The 16239-nt window shown below is 65.0% G+C and carries 23 protein-coding genes; 11 read left to right on the forward strand and 12 right to left on the reverse strand.

All coding sequences use genetic code 11. From position 1 onward, the window contains the following. Positions 1-42: 42 nt before the first annotated feature. Genes lysA through argH form a run of 3 tightly spaced genes read right to left on the reverse strand, consistent with a single transcriptional unit; the run spans position 43 to position 3058 of the window. Positions 43-1311 (reverse strand): diaminopimelate decarboxylase, encoded by a 1269-nt coding sequence (gene lysA, locus ACW18B_RS10230; protein ID WP_492051583.1) that lies wholly within the window; start codon positions 1309-1311, stop codon positions 43-45. Between the two features lie 8 nt (positions 1312-1319). After that, a complete protein-coding gene (locus ACW18B_RS10235; RefSeq protein WP_492051585.1) occupies positions 1320-1637 on the reverse strand; it encodes a hypothetical protein in 318 nt (105 codons plus the stop codon). After that, positions 1634-3058: an argininosuccinate lyase gene (gene argH, locus ACW18B_RS10240; protein WP_492051586.1), complete on the reverse strand. Its 1425-nt coding sequence runs from the start codon at positions 3056-3058 to the stop codon at positions 1634-1636. Before argH ends, ACW18B_RS10235 begins: the two co-directional genes overlap by 4 nt. Between argH and ACW18B_RS10245 the strand changes: the two genes are divergently transcribed. Next, the gene (locus ACW18B_RS10245; RefSeq protein WP_492051588.1) at positions 3059-3691 is read left to right on the forward strand and encodes a TlpA family protein disulfide reductase; all 633 of its coding nucleotides are present in this window, start codon (positions 3059-3061) and stop codon (positions 3689-3691) included. Positions 3692-3694: 3 nt separating this feature from the next. Continuing rightward, the gene (locus ACW18B_RS10250; RefSeq protein ID WP_492051590.1) at positions 3695-4432 is read left to right on the forward strand and encodes a GNAT family N-acetyltransferase; all 738 of its coding nucleotides are present in this window, start codon (positions 3695-3697) and stop codon (positions 4430-4432) included. A gap of 98 nt (positions 4433-4530) precedes the next feature. On the opposite strand, the gene gluQRS is transcribed toward ACW18B_RS10250, so the two are convergent. Beyond that, entirely contained in the window at positions 4531-5373 is an 843-nt protein-coding gene (gene gluQRS / locus ACW18B_RS10255; RefSeq protein ID WP_492051592.1) for a tRNA glutamyl-Q(34) synthetase GluQRS, read from the reverse strand. Between the two features lie 3 nt (positions 5374-5376). Then, positions 5377-5997: a TetR/AcrR family transcriptional regulator gene (locus tag ACW18B_RS10260; RefSeq protein ID WP_492051594.1), complete on the reverse strand. Its 621-nt coding sequence runs from the start codon at positions 5995-5997 to the stop codon at positions 5377-5379. Between the two features lie 481 nt (positions 5998-6478). On the opposite strand from ACW18B_RS10260, the gene greA reads away from it, so the two are divergent. From greA to ACW18B_RS10275, 3 genes are all read left to right on the forward strand, one after another. Beyond that, complete coding sequence (gene greA, locus ACW18B_RS10265) at positions 6479-6958, forward strand: transcription elongation factor GreA (RefSeq protein WP_492046945.1); 480 nt, start codon at positions 6479-6481, stop codon at positions 6956-6958. 47 nt (positions 6959-7005) lie between these two features. Then, a complete protein-coding gene (locus ACW18B_RS10270; protein WP_492046946.1) occupies positions 7006-7653 on the forward strand; it encodes a DNA-3-methyladenine glycosylase family protein in 648 nt (215 codons plus the stop codon). A gap of 163 nt (positions 7654-7816) precedes the next feature. Next, entirely contained in the window at positions 7817-8380 is a 564-nt protein-coding gene (locus ACW18B_RS10275; RefSeq protein WP_492051673.1) for an HNH endonuclease, read from the forward strand. 21 nt (positions 8381-8401) lie between these two features. Here the strand turns inward: ACW18B_RS10275 and ACW18B_RS10280 are convergent, their stop codons facing one another. After that, complete coding sequence (locus tag ACW18B_RS10280) at positions 8402-8710, reverse strand: hypothetical protein (RefSeq protein WP_492046947.1); 309 nt, start codon at positions 8708-8710, stop codon at positions 8402-8404. Between the two features lie 101 nt (positions 8711-8811). Here ACW18B_RS10280 and ACW18B_RS10285 point away from each other — a divergent pair, with 101 nt between their 5' ends. Both ACW18B_RS10285 and ACW18B_RS10290 read left to right on the forward strand, forming a co-directional pair. Continuing rightward, entirely contained in the window at positions 8812-9039 is a 228-nt protein-coding gene (locus ACW18B_RS10285; RefSeq protein WP_492046948.1) for a hypothetical protein, read from the forward strand. Further along, the gene (locus ACW18B_RS10290; protein WP_492046949.1) at positions 9040-9237 is read left to right on the forward strand and encodes a hypothetical protein; all 198 of its coding nucleotides are present in this window, start codon (positions 9040-9042) and stop codon (positions 9235-9237) included. 185 nt (positions 9238-9422) lie between these two features. Here ACW18B_RS10290 and ACW18B_RS10295 read toward each other — a convergent pair whose 3' ends face one another. From ACW18B_RS10295 to ACW18B_RS10315, 5 genes are all read right to left on the reverse strand, one after another. Next, positions 9423-9941 carry a VanZ family protein gene (locus ACW18B_RS10295; protein WP_492046950.1) on the reverse strand — a complete coding sequence of 173 codons (519 nt, stop codon included), beginning with the start codon at positions 9939-9941 and terminating at the stop codon, positions 9423-9425. A 112-nt stretch (positions 9942-10053) separates the two neighbouring features. After that, the gene (locus tag ACW18B_RS10300) at positions 10054-11817 is read right to left on the reverse strand and encodes a M1 family metallopeptidase (RefSeq protein ID WP_492051674.1); all 1764 of its coding nucleotides are present in this window, start codon (positions 11815-11817) and stop codon (positions 10054-10056) included. 103 nt (positions 11818-11920) lie between these two features. Continuing rightward, complete coding sequence (locus ACW18B_RS10305; protein ID WP_492046951.1) at positions 11921-12481, reverse strand: demethoxyubiquinone hydroxylase family protein; 561 nt, start codon at positions 12479-12481, stop codon at positions 11921-11923. Further along, positions 12478-13107 (reverse strand): disulfide bond formation protein B, encoded by a 630-nt coding sequence (locus tag ACW18B_RS10310; RefSeq protein WP_492046952.1) that lies wholly within the window; start codon positions 13105-13107, stop codon positions 12478-12480. The genes ACW18B_RS10305 and ACW18B_RS10310 overlap by 4 nt, the downstream gene beginning before the upstream one ends. Continuing rightward, complete coding sequence (locus ACW18B_RS10315; protein ID WP_492046953.1) at positions 13104-13709, reverse strand: YqaA family protein; 606 nt, start codon at positions 13707-13709, stop codon at positions 13104-13106. Before ACW18B_RS10315 ends, ACW18B_RS10310 begins: the two co-directional genes overlap by 4 nt. A 198-nt stretch (positions 13710-13907) precedes the next feature. Here ACW18B_RS10315 and ACW18B_RS10320 point away from each other — a divergent pair, with 198 nt between their 5' ends. Both ACW18B_RS10320 and ACW18B_RS10325 read left to right on the forward strand, forming a co-directional pair. After that, positions 13908-14162 carry a DUF3297 family protein gene (locus tag ACW18B_RS10320; protein WP_492046954.1) on the forward strand — a complete coding sequence of 85 codons (255 nt, stop codon included), beginning with the start codon at positions 13908-13910 and terminating at the stop codon, positions 14160-14162. 5 nt (positions 14163-14167) lie between these two features. After that, on the forward strand, positions 14168-14596 hold the full coding sequence (locus tag ACW18B_RS10325; protein WP_492046955.1) for a hypothetical protein: 429 nt from the start codon (positions 14168-14170) through the stop codon (positions 14594-14596). On the opposite strand, the gene ACW18B_RS10330 is transcribed toward ACW18B_RS10325, so the two are convergent. Beyond that, entirely contained in the window at positions 14593-14775 is a 183-nt protein-coding gene (locus tag ACW18B_RS10330) for a DUF3606 domain-containing protein (RefSeq protein WP_419255069.1), read from the reverse strand. The genes ACW18B_RS10325 and ACW18B_RS10330 overlap by 4 nt on opposite strands. 144 nt (positions 14776-14919) lie before the next feature. Between ACW18B_RS10330 and ACW18B_RS10335 the strand changes: the two genes are divergently transcribed. Both ACW18B_RS10335 and ACW18B_RS10340 read left to right on the forward strand, forming a co-directional pair. Beyond that, entirely contained in the window at positions 14920-15162 is a 243-nt protein-coding gene (locus ACW18B_RS10335; RefSeq protein ID WP_492051676.1) for a hypothetical protein, read from the forward strand. Between the two features lie 85 nt (positions 15163-15247). Then, positions 15248-16057, forward strand: a complete 810-nt coding sequence (locus ACW18B_RS10340) for a hypothetical protein (RefSeq protein WP_492046956.1) — start codon at positions 15248-15250, stop codon at positions 16055-16057. Positions 16058-16239 lie beyond the last annotated feature (182 nt).

Consider the following 16239-nt stretch of genomic DNA (forward strand, 5'->3'; position numbering starts at 1 on the left):
CAAGCTCATTTTGGTGACCCTGGGAGGCCTCCGTATGAATACCTAAACCCAGTCGGGGATGAGGTCGCGAGCCAGCATTTCCTCGTAGGAAGGCCTTGCGCGGATCACGGCGTAGCGATCGCCGTCGACCAGAACCTCGGGCACAAGTGGCCGTGTGTTGTATTCGCTGGCCATGGCCGCGCCATAGGCGCCCGCCGACATGAAGGTCAACAGATCGCCGGCCGCCAGCGGCGGCAAGGGGCGGTCGCGGGTGAAGGTGTCGCCGGTCTCGCAGATCGGGCCCACCACATCATAGGGCGTAGCCTCACCCTCTCGCTTCATCACCGGGCGGATATCGTGAAAGGCGTCATACATCGCCGGGCGCAGCAGATCGTTCATGGCCGCGTCGATGACCAGGAACTTGCGACCCTCGGGGCGCTCGTGGACATGGATGACCTCGCTGACCAGCACGCCGGCATTGGCGGCGATGACGCGGCCGGGCTCGAAGGCCAGCTTGACGGGCAGACCCTTCATCACCTCGCCGACCATCGCCGCGAAGTCGGCGGGCGAGGGCGGTTCGGGCATGTTGAAATAGGGCACGCCCAGGCCGCCGCCCAGGTCCAGACGCTCGACCGACAGGCCTTCGCCCAGCAGCTGTTCGACGAGACCGCGCATCTTGGCGAACGCTTCGCGCATCGGGGCCAGGTCGGTGATCTGGCTGCCGATGTGGCACGCCACGCCGATGGGCTCCAGCGCGGCGTTGTTGCTGGCGTTGGCGTAGAGGCGCGCGGCTTCGGCGAACGAGACGCCGAACTTGTTCTCGGCCTTGCCGGTGGCGATCTTGGCGTGCCCGCCGGCGGCGACGTCCGGATTGACGCGGAAGGCGATCTTGGCCCGCACGCCCAGACTGGCGGCCACGGAAGCCACAAGGTTCATCTCGGGCTCGGACTCGACATTGATCTCGGCCACGCCGACCTGCAGGGCGAACGTGATTTCGCGCCGGGTCTTGCCGACGCCGGAGAAGACGATGCGGTCGCCGGGAATGCCGGCGGCCAGCGCGCGGCGGACCTCGCCTTCGGATACCGTGTCGGCGCCGGCCCCCAGATCGCCCAGCACCTTCAGCACCGCGACATTGGAGTTGGCCTTGACCGCATAGGCGATCAGCGGATCAGCGACGCCCGCCAGTTCCAGCGCGTCGCGAAACACCGTGAAGTGGCGCTCCAGCGTGGCCCGGGAATAGACATAGACCGGTGTGCCGACCTGCGCCGCGATGCGCGCCAGAGGGACGCCCTCGCAGGCCAGGCCCTCGGGGCCGTACTCGAAGTGGTTCACGTCAAAGCCTAATTGGGGGTCGCGCCGGGGAAGCCCGCAGCGGAGGGGCCGCCGAACGGATTGGGCGCCGTACCGGCCAGCGGCGCTGAGCGGACCGTTCGGTTGCTGGACGCCGGATCCATGATTTCCTGTGTGCCGCCGACGCGGGCCGGCTGATTGGCATGGCTGGACGCCGCGCGACGCTCAGCCTCCCATGCTGCCTTTTTAGCTGGATCCCACATCGGGGCCGGGCGTTCGAGTTCGGCCTGTTTGCCGCAGGCGGACAGGCCGGCGCTGGACAGGGCGAGGGCCGCCACGGTCAGAAGCGCGATGGGACGCAGGGTCATCCGAGCAGTTCCTTCCAACGCGCGATCTGGGCGCGGACCTGGGCGGGAGCGGTCCCGCCATAGCTGATGCGACTGGCCGCCGAAGCGGCTGGGGTGAGGACAGCATAGACCTCGACATTGATCTGCGGCTCGATCGCCTGGAATTGTTCCAGGGACAGATCCGCGAGGTCCACGCCCAAACCTTCGGCCAGCTTCACCGCGGAACCTGTCACGTGGTGGGCGTCGCGGAAAGGCATGTTCAGCGTTCGCACCAGCCAATCGGCCAGATCGGTGGCGGTCGAGAAGCCCGCGCCGGCAGCGGCGGCCATCTTGTCGGTGTTGGGCGTCAGGTCGGCGATCATGCCGGCCATGGCCAGGAGGGAGAGTTCCAGGGCGTCGAAGGCTTCGAAGGTCGGGACCTTGTCTTCCTGCATGTCCTTGGAATAGGCCAGCGGCAGGCCCTTCATGACCACGGTCAGGGTGGTTAGCGAGCCGAGAATCCGGCCCACCTTGGCGCGGATCAGCTCGGCGGCGTCCGGATTCTTCTTCTGCGGCATGATCGAACTGCCGGTCGTGAAGGCGTCCGTCAGCTTGATGAAGCCGAACATCGGCGTCGTCCAAAGAACGATTTCTTCGGCCAGGCGCGACAGGTGTGTCGCGGTGATCGAGGCGGCCGACAGGGCTTCCAGCGCGAAGTCGCGGGCCGAGACACTGTCCAGGGAGTTTGCGGTGGGGCGGTCGAAGCCCAGGGCCGCTGCCGTGGCGTTCCGATCGATCGGGAAGGGCGATCCCGCCAGGGCGGCGGCGCCCAGCGGGCACTCGTTCATCCGGGCGCGGGCGTCGCGGAAGCGGCCGGCGTCGCGGCCGAACATCTCGACATAGGCCATCAGGTGGTGGCCGAAGGTCACCGGCTGGGCGGGCTGCAGATGGGTGAAGCCGGGCATCAGGGCGTCGGCATAGGTTTCGGCCTGGGCCAGCAGGGCGCGCTGCAGGGCATCGAGCTGGGCGGCCGAGCGGTCGCAGGCCTCGCGAACCCAGAGGCGGAAGTCCAGCGCCACCTGATCGTTGCGCGACCGCGCGGTGTGCAGGCGACCGGCCACCGGGCCGATCAGCTCGCGCAGCCGCGCCTCGATATTCATGTGGATGTCTTCGTACTCGTCGCGGAACGGGAACGTCCCGGTCAGCAGTTCATCTTCGACGCGGGCGAGGCCTTCGAGGATTTCTTCGCCGTCGCTGCTTGCAATGACGCCTTGGCTGATCAACATCCTGGCGTGGGCGCGGGAGCCCGCCAGATCCTGCGCCCAAAGGCGCTTGTCGAAGCTGATGCTGACATTGATCGCCTGCATCAGTTCCGCCGGTTTGGCCGAGAACCTGCCGCCCCACATGGCTTGACCCTCTCCGCCTTTTGCGGCGTCGGGTTTCTTGGAGGCGTTGTCGGTCATATGAGCGAAATCCAGTCGGGCGATAACGGATCGGGCGCCAGCAAGCGCAATCCGCTGAAATGGGCGATCGGCGCCGCGATGATCGTCGGCGTCGCGGCGGTTCTATATGTCATCGTCGCCTCATCCATCAAACCCTCTGGACCGGCCAATCTCGACGAATTCAAGCGCGCCTCGCTGGCCAAGCTCGATCTGCCCGCTACGCCGCGCGCCGCGCCGGGCACAACCTTCTTCGACGAGGCCGGAAAGCCGATGACCCTTGCCGATTTCAAGGGGCAGGTCGTGGTGATGAACCTGTGGGCCACATGGTGCGCGCCCTGCAAGAAAGAGATGCCCACCCTGGCCAAGCTGCAGGCGCTTTATGCGACCCAGCCCCTGAAGGTGCTGCCGATCAGCGTCGATCGGGATTCGGACCTCAACCTCGTCCAGGCCGAAATGGCGGCCAATGCGCCGCTGAAGGTCTATCGCGATCCGTCCTACAAGCTGTCGTTCGACCTGGAACCGCGCGCCGCCGGTTATCCGACCACAGTGATCTATGACCGTCAGGGCCGCGAGCGGGCCCGGCTGGCGGGCGACGCCGACTGGTCCAGTCCCGAGGCGCGCGGCCTGGTCGAGAAGCTGCTCGCCGAACGCTGAGCCATGGAGGTTGATCCCTCGGTTCTGGAGCCGATCGCCGATCGGGCCTGGCCGGCGCGGGAGCGCGGGGCCCTGGGCGGCTGGCGGCTGAACGCCGCCGACGGCTGGTCGATGCGCTCGAACGCCTGCTGGCCGCTGACCACGCCCGATCGCGAGGTCGGTGCGGCGATCGATGCGGCGGAGGCTTGGCTTGCGGCGCGGGGCCTGCCGCCGCGCTTCAAGCTGACCGATGGCGCTACCGCACCGGATGACTTGGCCGAGCGCTTGGCCGGGCGTGGCTATGCAGGCGTCAAGAAGACGCTGGTGATGGTCGGAGCCGCGTCGGCGAAAGCCGATCCGGACATCACACTCTTGGCCGCGCCAGACGCCGCCTTCGGAGCCGTGTTCACGGCGTCGGCCGGCGGCAATGTCGCGGATGCCCGCGAGCGGCTGGAGACCTTGGCTCGCATTCCGCCGCCCGCGCGTTTTGCCCGGCTTGATATCGAGGGTGACCCTGCGGCGATCGGCGCGTCCGCCGTCGAGGGGGCGTGGGTCGGGATTTTCGGCATGCGAACGTCGCCCGAACATCGTCGAAAAGGTCTGGCGGGTCGCATCCTCCAGACGCTGTTGGCCGAGGCTGGCGGGCTGGGCGCCTCGCGCGCCTATCTGCAGGTCGAGGCCGACAACGCGCCGGCCATCGCACTTTATGAACGCGAAGGCTTCAGAGCGGCCTACACCTATCGTTACTGGGAAAAAGTCTAGAGCAAGGCGCGTGAAATCGGACTCACGCGCCTTGCTCTAGGTTTTTGTTTTCGCATCGTTTTTGCGGAAAACCGGCGTCCACTTTTCCGCACGATGCTTTAGGCGAAGCCCAGCTCGGCGCGCAGGGCTTCCAGCGTCAGACCTTCGGCGCGGAGGTCACGCAGGGTCTGGGCCTTGTCGCGCTTGGCGTAGCGTCGGCCGTCCGGTCCGGTCAGCAGGCGATGGTGACGATAGGTCGGCGTCGGCAGGCCCAGCAGGGCTTGTAGCAGGCGCTGGACGTGGGCCGCCTCGAATAGGTCTTCGCCCCGGATGACGTGGGTGACGCCTTGCAGGGCGTCGTCGAGCACGACGGCCAGGTGGTAGGCCACGCCGACGTCCTTGCGCGCCAGCACGATATCGCCGGCCGTTTCGGGGCGGGCGGTGATCCGGCCCGTCTCGCCGCCGGGACCCGAGCCTTCTTCCAGGAAGGTCAAATCGGCTTTATCGCCGAGGGCGTTCCTCGCCGCCGCCAGCGACAGACGCCAGGCGAAAGCCTCGCCGCGCGCCTGGCGTTCGGCTTCCTTGTCGGGTGACAGGGGGCCGCCCACGAAAGGCGTCTGTGGTTCATGCGGCGCGCGGCCGATGTCGAGCTCTTTCCGCGTCCTGAAGCACCGATAGACCAGACCTTGTCGCCGCAGGACCTCGATCGCCGCGTGATAGTCGGCCAGATGCTCCGACTGGCGCCGCACCGGCTGTTCCCAGTCCAGGCCCAGCCAGGCCAGATCCTCAAGGATCGCTGCTTCATACTCGGGGCGGCTGCGGGTGGCGTCGATGTCCTCGATCCGCAGGATGAAGCGCCCTCCCGCGGCGCGGGCGGCCTGAAACGCCGTCAGGGCGGAGAAGGCGTGGCCGCGGTGCAGAAGGCCTGTCGGCGACGGTGCGAACCGGGTGGCGAAGGCCAAGGCCTAGCCCCGGTCGTACTTCGAGAACATGCCCAGATGCTCGAAGACGGCGCGCAGAAAAGCGTCTTCGCCGCCCAGCAATTCCTTCAGGGGCTGGAACTGCTTGAAGCTGATCATCTCAGCCAGACCGTGGCCTGCGCACCAGGCGGCGATGGTGGCCAGTTCCAGATCAATATCGGTGACGCCGCCGCTCGTCTGTTCGGAGATGGTGTTGCGCACCTGGCAATAGGCGCCTTCCTCCTTCATTCGTTCAGGGAGGGAGTCCTTGTCGCGCGAGCGGTCGTACATCACGCGATAGAGGGCCGGGTTGTCGCGGGCGAACTGGACATAGGCCACACCCAAGCCCGTCATGCGATCGCGAGCGTCGGCGGCCGAGGATCGCGCGGTCAGTAAGGCGGCGTCCAGCGCCACCCAGCCTTCGTGTGCGACGGCTTCGAGCAGTTCGTTCTTGTCCTTGAAGTGGTGATAGGGCGCGGCGGGGCTAACGCCGGCTTCGCGCGCTACGGCGCGCAGCGACAGCGCCGCAGGGCCTTCGCGCTCCAGAATACGCCGCGCGGCGTCGACGAGCGCCCGGCTGAGATCGCCATGGTGATACGGACGGGTTTCGGGCGCTGCGCTGGTCATTCGCCATACTGTAACCCCTCCTTTAAAAAAATCCATCCAAGCGCTGTAAAGATTATCTTGACGGCGTTCAGATTGGTGATATCTAAGCATCGTCCAGATGGGGCAGCTACTTGGCCGGGTCATCCGGCGAGGTCGACGATAGAAGAGGGATTTCCACCATGTTCCGTTCGCTTTCTGCTTTTGAAGCCGCCTTTGACCGTATGGCCGGCGTCTATTTCCTTGTGTTGGCCCTCGCTCTGGCGGGCGCTGTCGCCGGGATCGCTCTGTAAGATTGATTTGTCCGCGAACGGTGGGAAGGGCGCTATGAGCGCACTCTCGCCGTCGCGTTCGGGCCTCCGCCGGATCCGCCGCCCTTGAAACGTTAGGCGTCGGGGGCTAGCACGGAACGCAGACGCTCCTGGGAACCGAGACCCGCGCCGGGAACGTCCCGTCGCCTTCCGGATTTCCAGTCCATGACCTTTTCAGCTCCGCCCGCCCGACGATGAGCGTCGCCTTCACCAAGGAAGGCGACAGCGAAGCGTTCGCCGCCGACCTACTCGATCGGCCGATTTCCACCAATCCCAACCTCGTCACGGCCAGCGGTCTTGCCCGGCTTGAGGCTGCGCTGAACGAGGCGCGGGCCGCCTATAGCGCCGCCCAGGCTACGGGGGGCGTGGCCGAGGACCGCACCGCCATGGCGCGCGCCACGCGCGATCTTCGCTACTATGCGGCGCGGCGGGCCAGCGCCCAACTGACCGAACCGGCAGGGCCCGCCGATGTGGTTCATTTCGGGCAGACCGTCACCTTTGATCGCGAGGATGGTCGCCGCCAGACCTACCGCATCGTCGGCGAGGACGAGGCCGATCCCGCCAGCGGTTCGGTGTCTTACGTTTCGCCCCTGGCGCGGGCCCTGCTGGGCAAGACGCTCGGCGACACCGCTATGGTCGCCGGCGGCGAGGTCGAGATCGTCGGCATCGACTGAGCAAGGATCAGGTTGCCCCGTTTGCGCGGCGATGGTCAGGTTGCGCCGTGACCTCAGACCGCTCGCCCACCGCCGACCAGATCCGCGCCGCCCGCGCTCATCTTGCCGCCACAGATCCCGCCCTGGCGGTGATCGAGGCGATAACGCCTGTATTCCAATGGCGGGCCGCCGAGCCCGGTTTTGCCGGCCTTCTGAAGCTGATCGTCTATCAGCAGGTATCCCTGGCCTCGGCCACGGCCATCTGGAGCCGGGTCGAAGCGGGTCTGGGCGACGTCACACCAGAGGCCGTCCTTGGGCTCGAAAACATCGCGCTGCAGGGGCTGGGTCTGTCTCGCCCCAAGGTTCGCTATGCCCGCGCCATCGCCGAAGCACAGGTGTCTGGCCTCTGCGATCTGAACGCCCTGCGTCAGATGAGCGATAATGAAGCCTCCGCGGCCCTTATGGCGGTCAAGGGCATTGGCCGGTGGACAGCCGAAACCTACCTGATGTTCTGCGAAGGGCGGCTGGATGTGTTTCCCGGTGGCGATGTGGCGCTCCAGGAAGCCGTGCGCTGGGTCGATCGCGCTGAGAGCCGGCCGACCGAGAAGCAAGTCTATGTTCGCGCTGAAGTCTGGAAGCCCTATCGAGGGGTCGCAGCCCATCTGCTCTGGTGCTGCTACGGTGGGGTCAAGCGAGGCGAAATTCCGCCATTCTGATTTCAAGGCGCGAGATGTCTTGGTTCCGTCGCGGAGTTGGCTCATCCTTCCGAGGCGTTCGGGGATGAATGGCGATTCCCATTGAATGCGTAGGAAGGAGGCCCGTCTTCAGTCCGATCGCGTATCCGCTTCATAGGGTCCCGTCTGGGCCCAAAGGGAGATCCTGATGCAGGTTCTCTCCCGACCGCCGTCCGGCATGCCGGCTCTGGTGCTGAACGCCGACTATCGGCCTCTCAGCTACTATCCGCTGTCCCTCTGGCCTTGGCAGGAGGTGATCAAGGCGGTGTTCCTTGACCGCGTCGAGGTCGTCTCGACCTATGATCACGTGGTCCATTCACCGTCTTTTGAGATGAAGCTGCCCAGCGTCGTGTCGCTCAAGCAGTATGTGCCTCAGGACCGCCCGCCCGCCTTCACGCGCTTCAATCTGTTTCTGCGTGACTCGTTCACCTGCCAGTATTGTTCCTCGCCCGATGAGCTGACCTTCGACCATGTGATCCCTCGCTCTCGCGGCGGGCGGACAACCTGGGAGAACATCATCACCGCCTGCGCGCCCTGTAATCTGAGGAAGGGCGGTCGCACGCCGCGCGAGGCGGGCATGCACCCGTTTCACACGGCGCGCCGACCCAGCATGCACGAGCTGCAGGATCGGGGGCGCCGCTTCCCGCCGGGACATCTCCACGCCAGCTGGCTCGACTACCTCTATTGGGACATCGAGCTGGAGGCGTAGGCGGCGAGAAGCGGCCTGGTGTCAGGTAATGTGCTTGGCGCTGGGCGGATCGCTGGCCGGGAAGCTCTCTTCCAGGCTTTCATCGATCAGCGCCTCTTGCCGGTCTTCAGCCTCGTCGAGGCGGCCCGAGAGTTGATCGTGTTTTTCGCCTTCGGCGACAGGGGCGGCCGGGCGCGTGGCTGGGGTGTCTTCCGTTTGGAAGGCTTCCTTGACGTCGGCCTCGGTGACCCGGTTTTCGGGATGACCCGGTTGGCCCAGGTCCTGGGCTTGGGACTCGTCGCCCAGCACGCCTGGGCTTGAGCCGTCATGCTTTGCGGTAATGTCCGTCATAGTCACATCCTCTTGGTGAGCATGATCAACGTTTGCCCGTGACGCTTGTTCCGGCCGAACAACGCCTCGCTGTTGGGCGCGGTCTCCTGTACAATCGCCGCATGAGCAATCGACCGACGACCCTCGAGCGCGCCTTCCAACTTGCGCGTTCCGGCGAATACCCGACGATCTCCGACATCCGACGCCAGCTGAAGCAGGAGGGGTTCTCGGATGCACCCAGCCAGATCAGCGGCCCCTCGATGCTGAAACAGCTGCGCAAGCTCTGCGAGGCCGCGCGTCCCGACCCAGGCAGCGTGGAAACCGCTGAGCCTGCTTTGGACGCGCAGTAGATGGCGCTGTCCGACGGTCAGCTTCTGGCGCTCAAAAACCTTGCCCGCAAACAGGCCGGCGATGACGTCGACTGGATCAATATCAGCGACGCACGCGCGCTCACGGATTTAGGTTTCGCGCAACGCGATCGGGTCGGTTGGAAGATCACACCCGAGGGCGTGGCCGAGCTCGCGGCGATTGGCGGGGGGGCGTCCTAGAGCATTTTCCGACGAAGTGGATACCGGTTCGTCGTCAGAAAATGCGTTAAAACAAAAGTCTAGGGCATCGTGCGGAAAAGTGGACGCCGGTTTTCCGCAAAAACGATGCGAAAACAAAAGCCTAGAGCAAGGCGCGTGAATCCGATTTCACGCGCCTTGCTCTAGAAATAGGTCCGCGTCTCGCGTCAGGCGGTGCGACGTGGAAACCGCCGCGAGGCCCGGTCGGCGAAACGCCCGGCCGCCCCGTTGTTTTGCTCCGAAGATGATGTCGGGATGACTATGTTCGTCCTTCTCCGCCGCCGGCGGTTCATGGCCATGACTTTGGAGAGCGGGAGGTCACCGTGGTCCCGCGCCATCTTGCGGGCGCTCTCAATGAGGCTTGAACCGTAGACTGCGCCGATGCCGACAGCGTCGGCGGCCCAGTCCATGATGCTGGCGCTGCGGCCGCCAAACAGTTGAGCGACTTCCATGCCTCCGCCCAAGATGAGGGCGGCGCGGGCGAGATCTGCTCGCCGCATGCGCGGAAAGGCGGCGAAGGACACCGCCGTCAGCGCCCCGAAGGCGATGGCGTGGGCGCTCTTGTCCGTGAGGCCAAAAATATGCTCAGCGCCCTGGAACGGGCCCAAGGTCAGGATCGCTACGGTCAGGGCTCCCAGCAGAAGCACGGCGCGCGCGGCGACTACGACATGGTTGGGCGTCAGCATGGGAAAGCTCTCGAATGAGCTTTTCCCATAACCAACACCCAGCCGCCATTCCGTGAAAGAACACGGTCAACCAAGCATGAATTCTCGACCCGGCGTCGGCTCGTTCAAGCCTCTAGCGTTTCGCGGCCTTCTTCCTGGGTTTGGCCTTGGCGGCGTCCCCGGCCTTCTTTTTGGCGTCCGCCTCAGCCTTGGCGGCGTCATCCTTGGCCTTTTTCCAGGCCTGGTAAGCCTCGACATAGGGCTGGCGACGCAGGATTTTTGAGGCGGGATCGACAATGACAGGCGCCGTTGAGCCAACCCTTACGCGACCGGATCCTTCAGTCATCGACAGGGTGACCAGCCGGTCGCCGACCTTCACCTCAACCGGCATCGGGAACGGCTTGTTCTTGGCTGTCTTCCACTGAAGCACCAGATCGTCGCCCTCGCGGCTTTCCAGCAGTTCGGGCAGGGCGGCCTCGTAGAAGTAGACGTCGAAGAACCAGCCATAATCCTTGCCGGTCAGGTCGTTGACGGCCCGGATGAAGTCCTTGGTGTCGGCATAGCGGGGCGCGAAATTTCCCGGCTTGGGATCGACGCGACCATAGACGATCAGCCGGATCGCCTTGAAGAACGCCTCGTCGCCGATCAGAGTCCGCAGCGTGTGCAGGGCGTTGGAGCCCTTGTAGTAGATGTCGTTGCCGGGGCCGACCTTGGAGTCATAGACAAGATCCTCTGACATCACGTGGCCGGTGACGATCGGGAACTTGTTTTGCAGGGTCGTGCGCTGGGTGTTGAGGCGCGCCATATATTCCATGTCGCCATGCAGCCACTGGGAATAGAGCGGCTGCATGTAGGTGCCCAGGCCTTCGTGCAGCCACATGTCGTCCCAGTCGACATTGGTCACCTGGTTGCCGAACCATTCGTGCGCCAGTTCGTGTTGCAGCAGCCAGTCATAGCCATAGACGTCCTTGGCGTATCCATTGCCGTAGGCGTTGATGGTCTGGTGTTCCATGCCCAGGTGCGGGGTCTCGACCACGCCCATCTTCTCATCACGGAAAGGGTAGGGGCCGATCATCGCCTCGTAGAAATCGAGCATCGGCGCGAATTCGGCGAACAGCGCCTTGGCCTCGGTCTCGCGTCCTTTCAGGTGCCAGAACTTGATCGGGAAGCTGTCGCCGTATCGGCTCTTATAGGTGTCGCTTAGCTCGACATAGGGGCCGACATCCAGGGCGATGGCGTAGGTATTGGGATGCTTGGCGCGCCAGTTGTAGGTCCGCCAGCCGTCCTTCTCCTCCATGCTGACAAACACGCCATTGGCCGGGGCGACCAGGGGGGCGGGAACGACGATGTGCAGGTCGACCAGCTTGGGCTCTCCCATCGGCTGGTCGATGCACGGCCAGAACAGATCGCAGCCATCGCCCTGAACGGCGGTGGCGATCCAGGGCTCGCCGGTCTTGGTTTTGCTCCACACGAAGCCGCCATCCCAAGGGGCGCGCTTGGCCTGATGCGGCACGCCGGAATAGACGATGCGAACGGCGACCTGTTGGCCCTGCGCCAGCGGCTTGGGCAAACTGATCGACAGTCGCCCTTCCGGATTGCTCCACGCCGTCGCCGCCAGCGGTGCGCCGTCGATGGTCAGGGTGCTGACCGGCAGATTGCGATCCAGGTCCAGCACCAGTTTCGACAGGGGGGCCAGGGCCTGAATGGTCAGGGTGGCGTCGCCTTCAATGGCCTTGCGGGCCGGGATGACCTTGATCCGCAGATCAACGTGCTCGAGTGACATGAGGCGCTGTTCGGCCGGCACAACGCCGCCCGTGCTGAGCGTCAGGGCGGTGGTCTCAGCCGGTTTGGCGTCAGCCAGGGCCTGACCGCCACCAAGGGCCAGCAGCGCGGCCATGCAGGCGGAGACGACGAGATTGGACGAACGGGGCAAGCTGGACTCTCGAGGACGCGGTTGGGATCGCCTTTCGTAGGCCCCCAGGGCGCGATCGCCAAGAACCTCAGATCTTCTCGCTGATCTTGATCGCGGCCCGGCAACCGGCCTGAATGACCGCCGTCAGCAGCGGATAGGCGACGGCCTCGTGCGCGCCTTCCTCGATCGCAAGGTCGCGATGCCCCAGTTCGTCTTCTCGGAACTGGGTGAGCTCTGCGGCAAGATCGGGATCGCGGTCGTGCAGTTCCGTGATCTGGCCAGCATAGTGTTTCTCGATGACGCTCTCGACCGCCTCGGTACAGGCGTGCGCGGCCTTGTCGCCCAGCAGAGCTGTGCCGGCCCCCAGGGCGAAGGCTGCGGCGCGCCACAGCGGCGACATCAGGGTCGGACGCACCCCATGTTCCGTTAGCAGTTCATCGAAGCGCGACAGGTGGACCTGCTCGTGGCCTTCCATGTCCTTGAGCTGCGCGGCCAGGCGTTCGCGACCGGGGCTGGCCCCCATGACCGCCGCCTGGCCGCGATAGATGTGCACGGCGGCCAGTTCGCCAGCCTGATCGACGCGCAGAATCTCGGCCAACCGCGCCCGGGCGGAGCCGGCTCCGGGGCGGCGAGGTGCGGCGCTGGTCATTGAGTGGACTCGGGTTTGCGCAAGCCAGCCATCAGGGACACAGAGGCGAGGCCGAGCGAAGCCAGGGCGTTCCAGCCCGCCATGGAAAGGCCCAGGAAGACCCACGCGGCCTTGTCGCACTGCGGAGGCGAGACCTTGCCACCCTTGAGCATGGCGACCAGATCGCCGCTCGCGACGGATCCGCCGCCGGTGCAGGTGGTCGGGCCGGGCCACCACTTCCATTCGACGCCGGCATGGAAGGCCGCGAGACCCGCGCCATAGAGGAAGATCGCGGCCAGGAGCAGGTTGAAGGGCTGACGAGCCCGCGCCGCCCAGGGCGTGCGAGCGGTTAGGATGGCGATCAGGGCGAGGGTCCCGGCGACCCAATAGACCTCACGCTGTTTCAGGCACAGATGGCAGGGCGCCAGATGGCCGAAGGTCTCGAAGGCGTGCGCTGTCGCCAGCATGGCGGCGCTGGCCAGCAAGGCGAAGAGCGGCCAATTTTCCAGAACAAAGGGAATGATCGCCGCTTTTGCGGGGGCCGCAGCGTCAGAGACGGCAGGGCCCCGCACTGGCGCGGCGGCAGTCGTTTCGCCGAGCGCCGGACCGGCATTGACTGCTTGAGGGTCGTTGATGTCGCGGGTCATACGACGCAGGCGCCTCCGCTGCTTCCCCCCAAGAAATGGCTCGCCGTGAGTCCAATGACAAGAAGCAGGATCAAACCGCCGGCGAACAGCGCCAGACGACGCTCGATCACCGGCAGCAGAGCCGGGCCGAAACGTTTGACCACATAAGCGACCAGGAAGAAGCGCGCCGAGCGGGTGATGACCGAAGCGATGATGAAGACCGGGAAGCTGAAAGCGGCCAGGCCGGAGGCGATGGTCACCAGCTTGTAAGGGATGGGCGTCACGCCCTTGGCCAGGATCACCCAGGCGCCATACTTGCCATACCAGCACTGGAATTCAGCTAGCCCGCCAGCGTGGCCGGTAACCGTCATCATCCAGATGCCGAAGTCTTGCAGGAAATAGCCGATCGCATAGCCGAGGGCGCCGCCCAGGACCGAGGCAAGGGTGCACAGTGTGGCGTAGCGCCAGGCGCGATCGGGTCGCGCCAGCACCATCGGCGCCAGCATGACGTCAGGCGGTATCGGGAAGAACGAGCTCTCGGCGAACGAGATGGCGAACAGGCTGGTCGAAGCATGGCGCGATGCGGCCAATCCCATGACCCAGTCGTACAGTCGACGCAGCATGCGAGCTCCAAGCATTTGACGCCTGCTTGCTATCAGGGGACGCGCGCCTTGTCCTCCTAGATGATCAAGGCTGGGTTTCTATTGTCTCAAGAGCCGCCAAGGCGGCGTTGTGACGTCGCGGCGCTTGGATTTCAGGCGGCGGGTGGCTATCACCCCGTCTCAAAGGCCCAGGCCTGCCGAACTTCGAAAGCCGATCCCATGAGCGATACTCCTCCCGACCGCCTCGCCACCCACCCCGACAGCCCCTATTACAACGCCGAACTTCTCGAGCGCGGCGTGGGCATCCGCTTCAAGGGCGTCGAGAAAACCAATGTCGACGAATATTGCGTCAGCGAAGGCTGGGTGCGCGTGACCGCCGGCAAGACGATGGACCGCAAGGGCAATCCCATGACCATCAAGCTGCAGGGCGAGGTCGTGCCCTATTTCCGCGACACCGCCGAAACCGAAGCCTGATCGATATGGCCGCGCCGCTTCGTCGCCTGATCGATCTGCCCGGCTTTGCCGATCTGGAGCACCGGGCGCTGCTGAAGCCGGCCTTCGCCGATCCTGAAGCGCGCCTGGAGTTTCCGGAGATCGACCAGCTGGCGCGCGACACCTTCGGTCTCACGGCTGACGAGGCTGCGGCGATTCCCGATCCGGAAGGCTGGGACGGGATCGATATCAGGTCGCCGCGCGACCAGGCTGATCAGTTCGAGCGGGAAGGCTGGGACGTTACCGACGACAAGCGCCGGCCTTTGCGGATCCTGGGCCATTTCAGTCATCCGTTATGGCTGGCCCTGCGCGGCGTGGCCGGAACCCTGCCGTTCTTCCCGGAACCTGAAGAGACCGATCCCGCGCTGTCGGCGCTGGGCGCTGAGGCCAAGGCGTTCCAACGCGACAAGCGTTAGCGCTTCTTTCCGAGCTCGGCGCCGATGTCCTTGATCGAATTGCCAACCTTGCGGTGGGCGGCGATCATCTGGTCCTTGGTCACGCCCCAGCGTTTCATCCAGTATTCGAGCTGGTGACGCTCGCGCGGGTCCAGCCGGTCTTCGTCGCGAAAGTCTCGCTTGCCCTTGGGAATGCCCATCATCGTCTCCTGCGCACCAGCGGCCTATATTGCGCCTTGCGGGTTGTCGAGGCGAGCGGTCGGGGCAAACAAATGGAGTCGCACCATGAACGCCACGAGCCTGATCCCCGGAGCGCGCCGATGAACGATCCGGATCTGGAAGCCATGGCCCAGGACGAGCTGTCGCGCGGCATGACCCTGACCTGGCGCGATCTGTCCAAGGTGATTCCCTGGGGCGACACCTTCGAGGGCGTCTCGCCGGCGGGCCGCGATGTTGAGGTCGAGCGCAACTATCTCTGGGCGACGGATCCTGGCGGCGACATTCTGTGCGAGGTGGCGGTCTATGGTGGTGCGTCGCGATACGATCAGGGCGCCCGCGTGCGCGGCGTGATTTCCCGCAAGGGATGACAACCTTCGCCGTGCAAGTGGTCTTGTGTTGCGTTAACCATATGTCGCGCCATCATCCTGACGGCGCAGTGTCGGGGAGGGGTCGGTGTACCAGTCAGAGTTTCCGGTCGATCAGCCCGTTCCCATCCTGGATCCGACCCTGTTGATTGGTCTGGCTCTGGCGATTCTGGTGATCGCGGCGATCGCCTTTGCCGCAGGTCGCCAATGGGGCCGCAAGGACAAGAGCGAGCTCTTCAAAGAGACGCCGAAGATCATTCACGAAGCGATCCGGGCCAAATGCGTCGCGGCGACCAGCGCCACGTCCGGGGAGCTGGAGAAAAAGGCTCACGAACTGGTCGAGGAGGTCATGGGTCGCATCGGTCCCATCCTGGGGTTCGGCGGCCCCTGCGCCAAGGCGCTCAAAGGACTATCCGAGGCTTTGAAAGGCGAACCGCCGGCCGAGGAGCCCGGAAAGGACCACGGCAAGGGCCATGGCAAGGATCATGGAAAGGACCATGGCAAAGGTCACCCTCCTGGCGCTGGAGGGCATGGCGCCCCCGTATTGGCGGCCGGTCATGAGGCCAACTGCCGGTGCGAGCGCTGCGTCGCCCTGGTCGTGGAGGCGGCCGCGCCGGGTTTTGCGATTCTGGGTCCCAGAATTGGCGATCAGACGGTGGTGATCGCCAATCCCGCAAAGGCTGTGGATCCTCACCACGACGCGCATGATCCCCATGATGCACACGAAGAGCCCAAGGTCTTGGGCCACAAGGATTTTTCCATGCAGGTTCGCATGGCGGTCGTCGCCTTCTCGGACTTCTGGAACCGTGGCGACTGCCTTAAGGAGCTTGAGCTTTGTCAGGCTGCGCTGACCGAAACCAAGAAGCTGGAAAAGCCGAAAGGGCATAGTGAGCACTGATACAGGACAGGCGCCTTCCTACGGGCGCGGACTGCATGGCCTGCACAACCCATGAGCGAAAATCGATTTTTCGCGGCGTTGCGGAGCGGGATGGTTGAGACCGTCATTGGCCCAGCGCCACATGAGCAGGCGCATGGCATGGCCGGCCAGGGCCGGTATGCCTTGACGACCTAGAGGATCGG

It is taken from the genome of Caulobacter sp. FV2ps19, assembly GCF_058681035.1.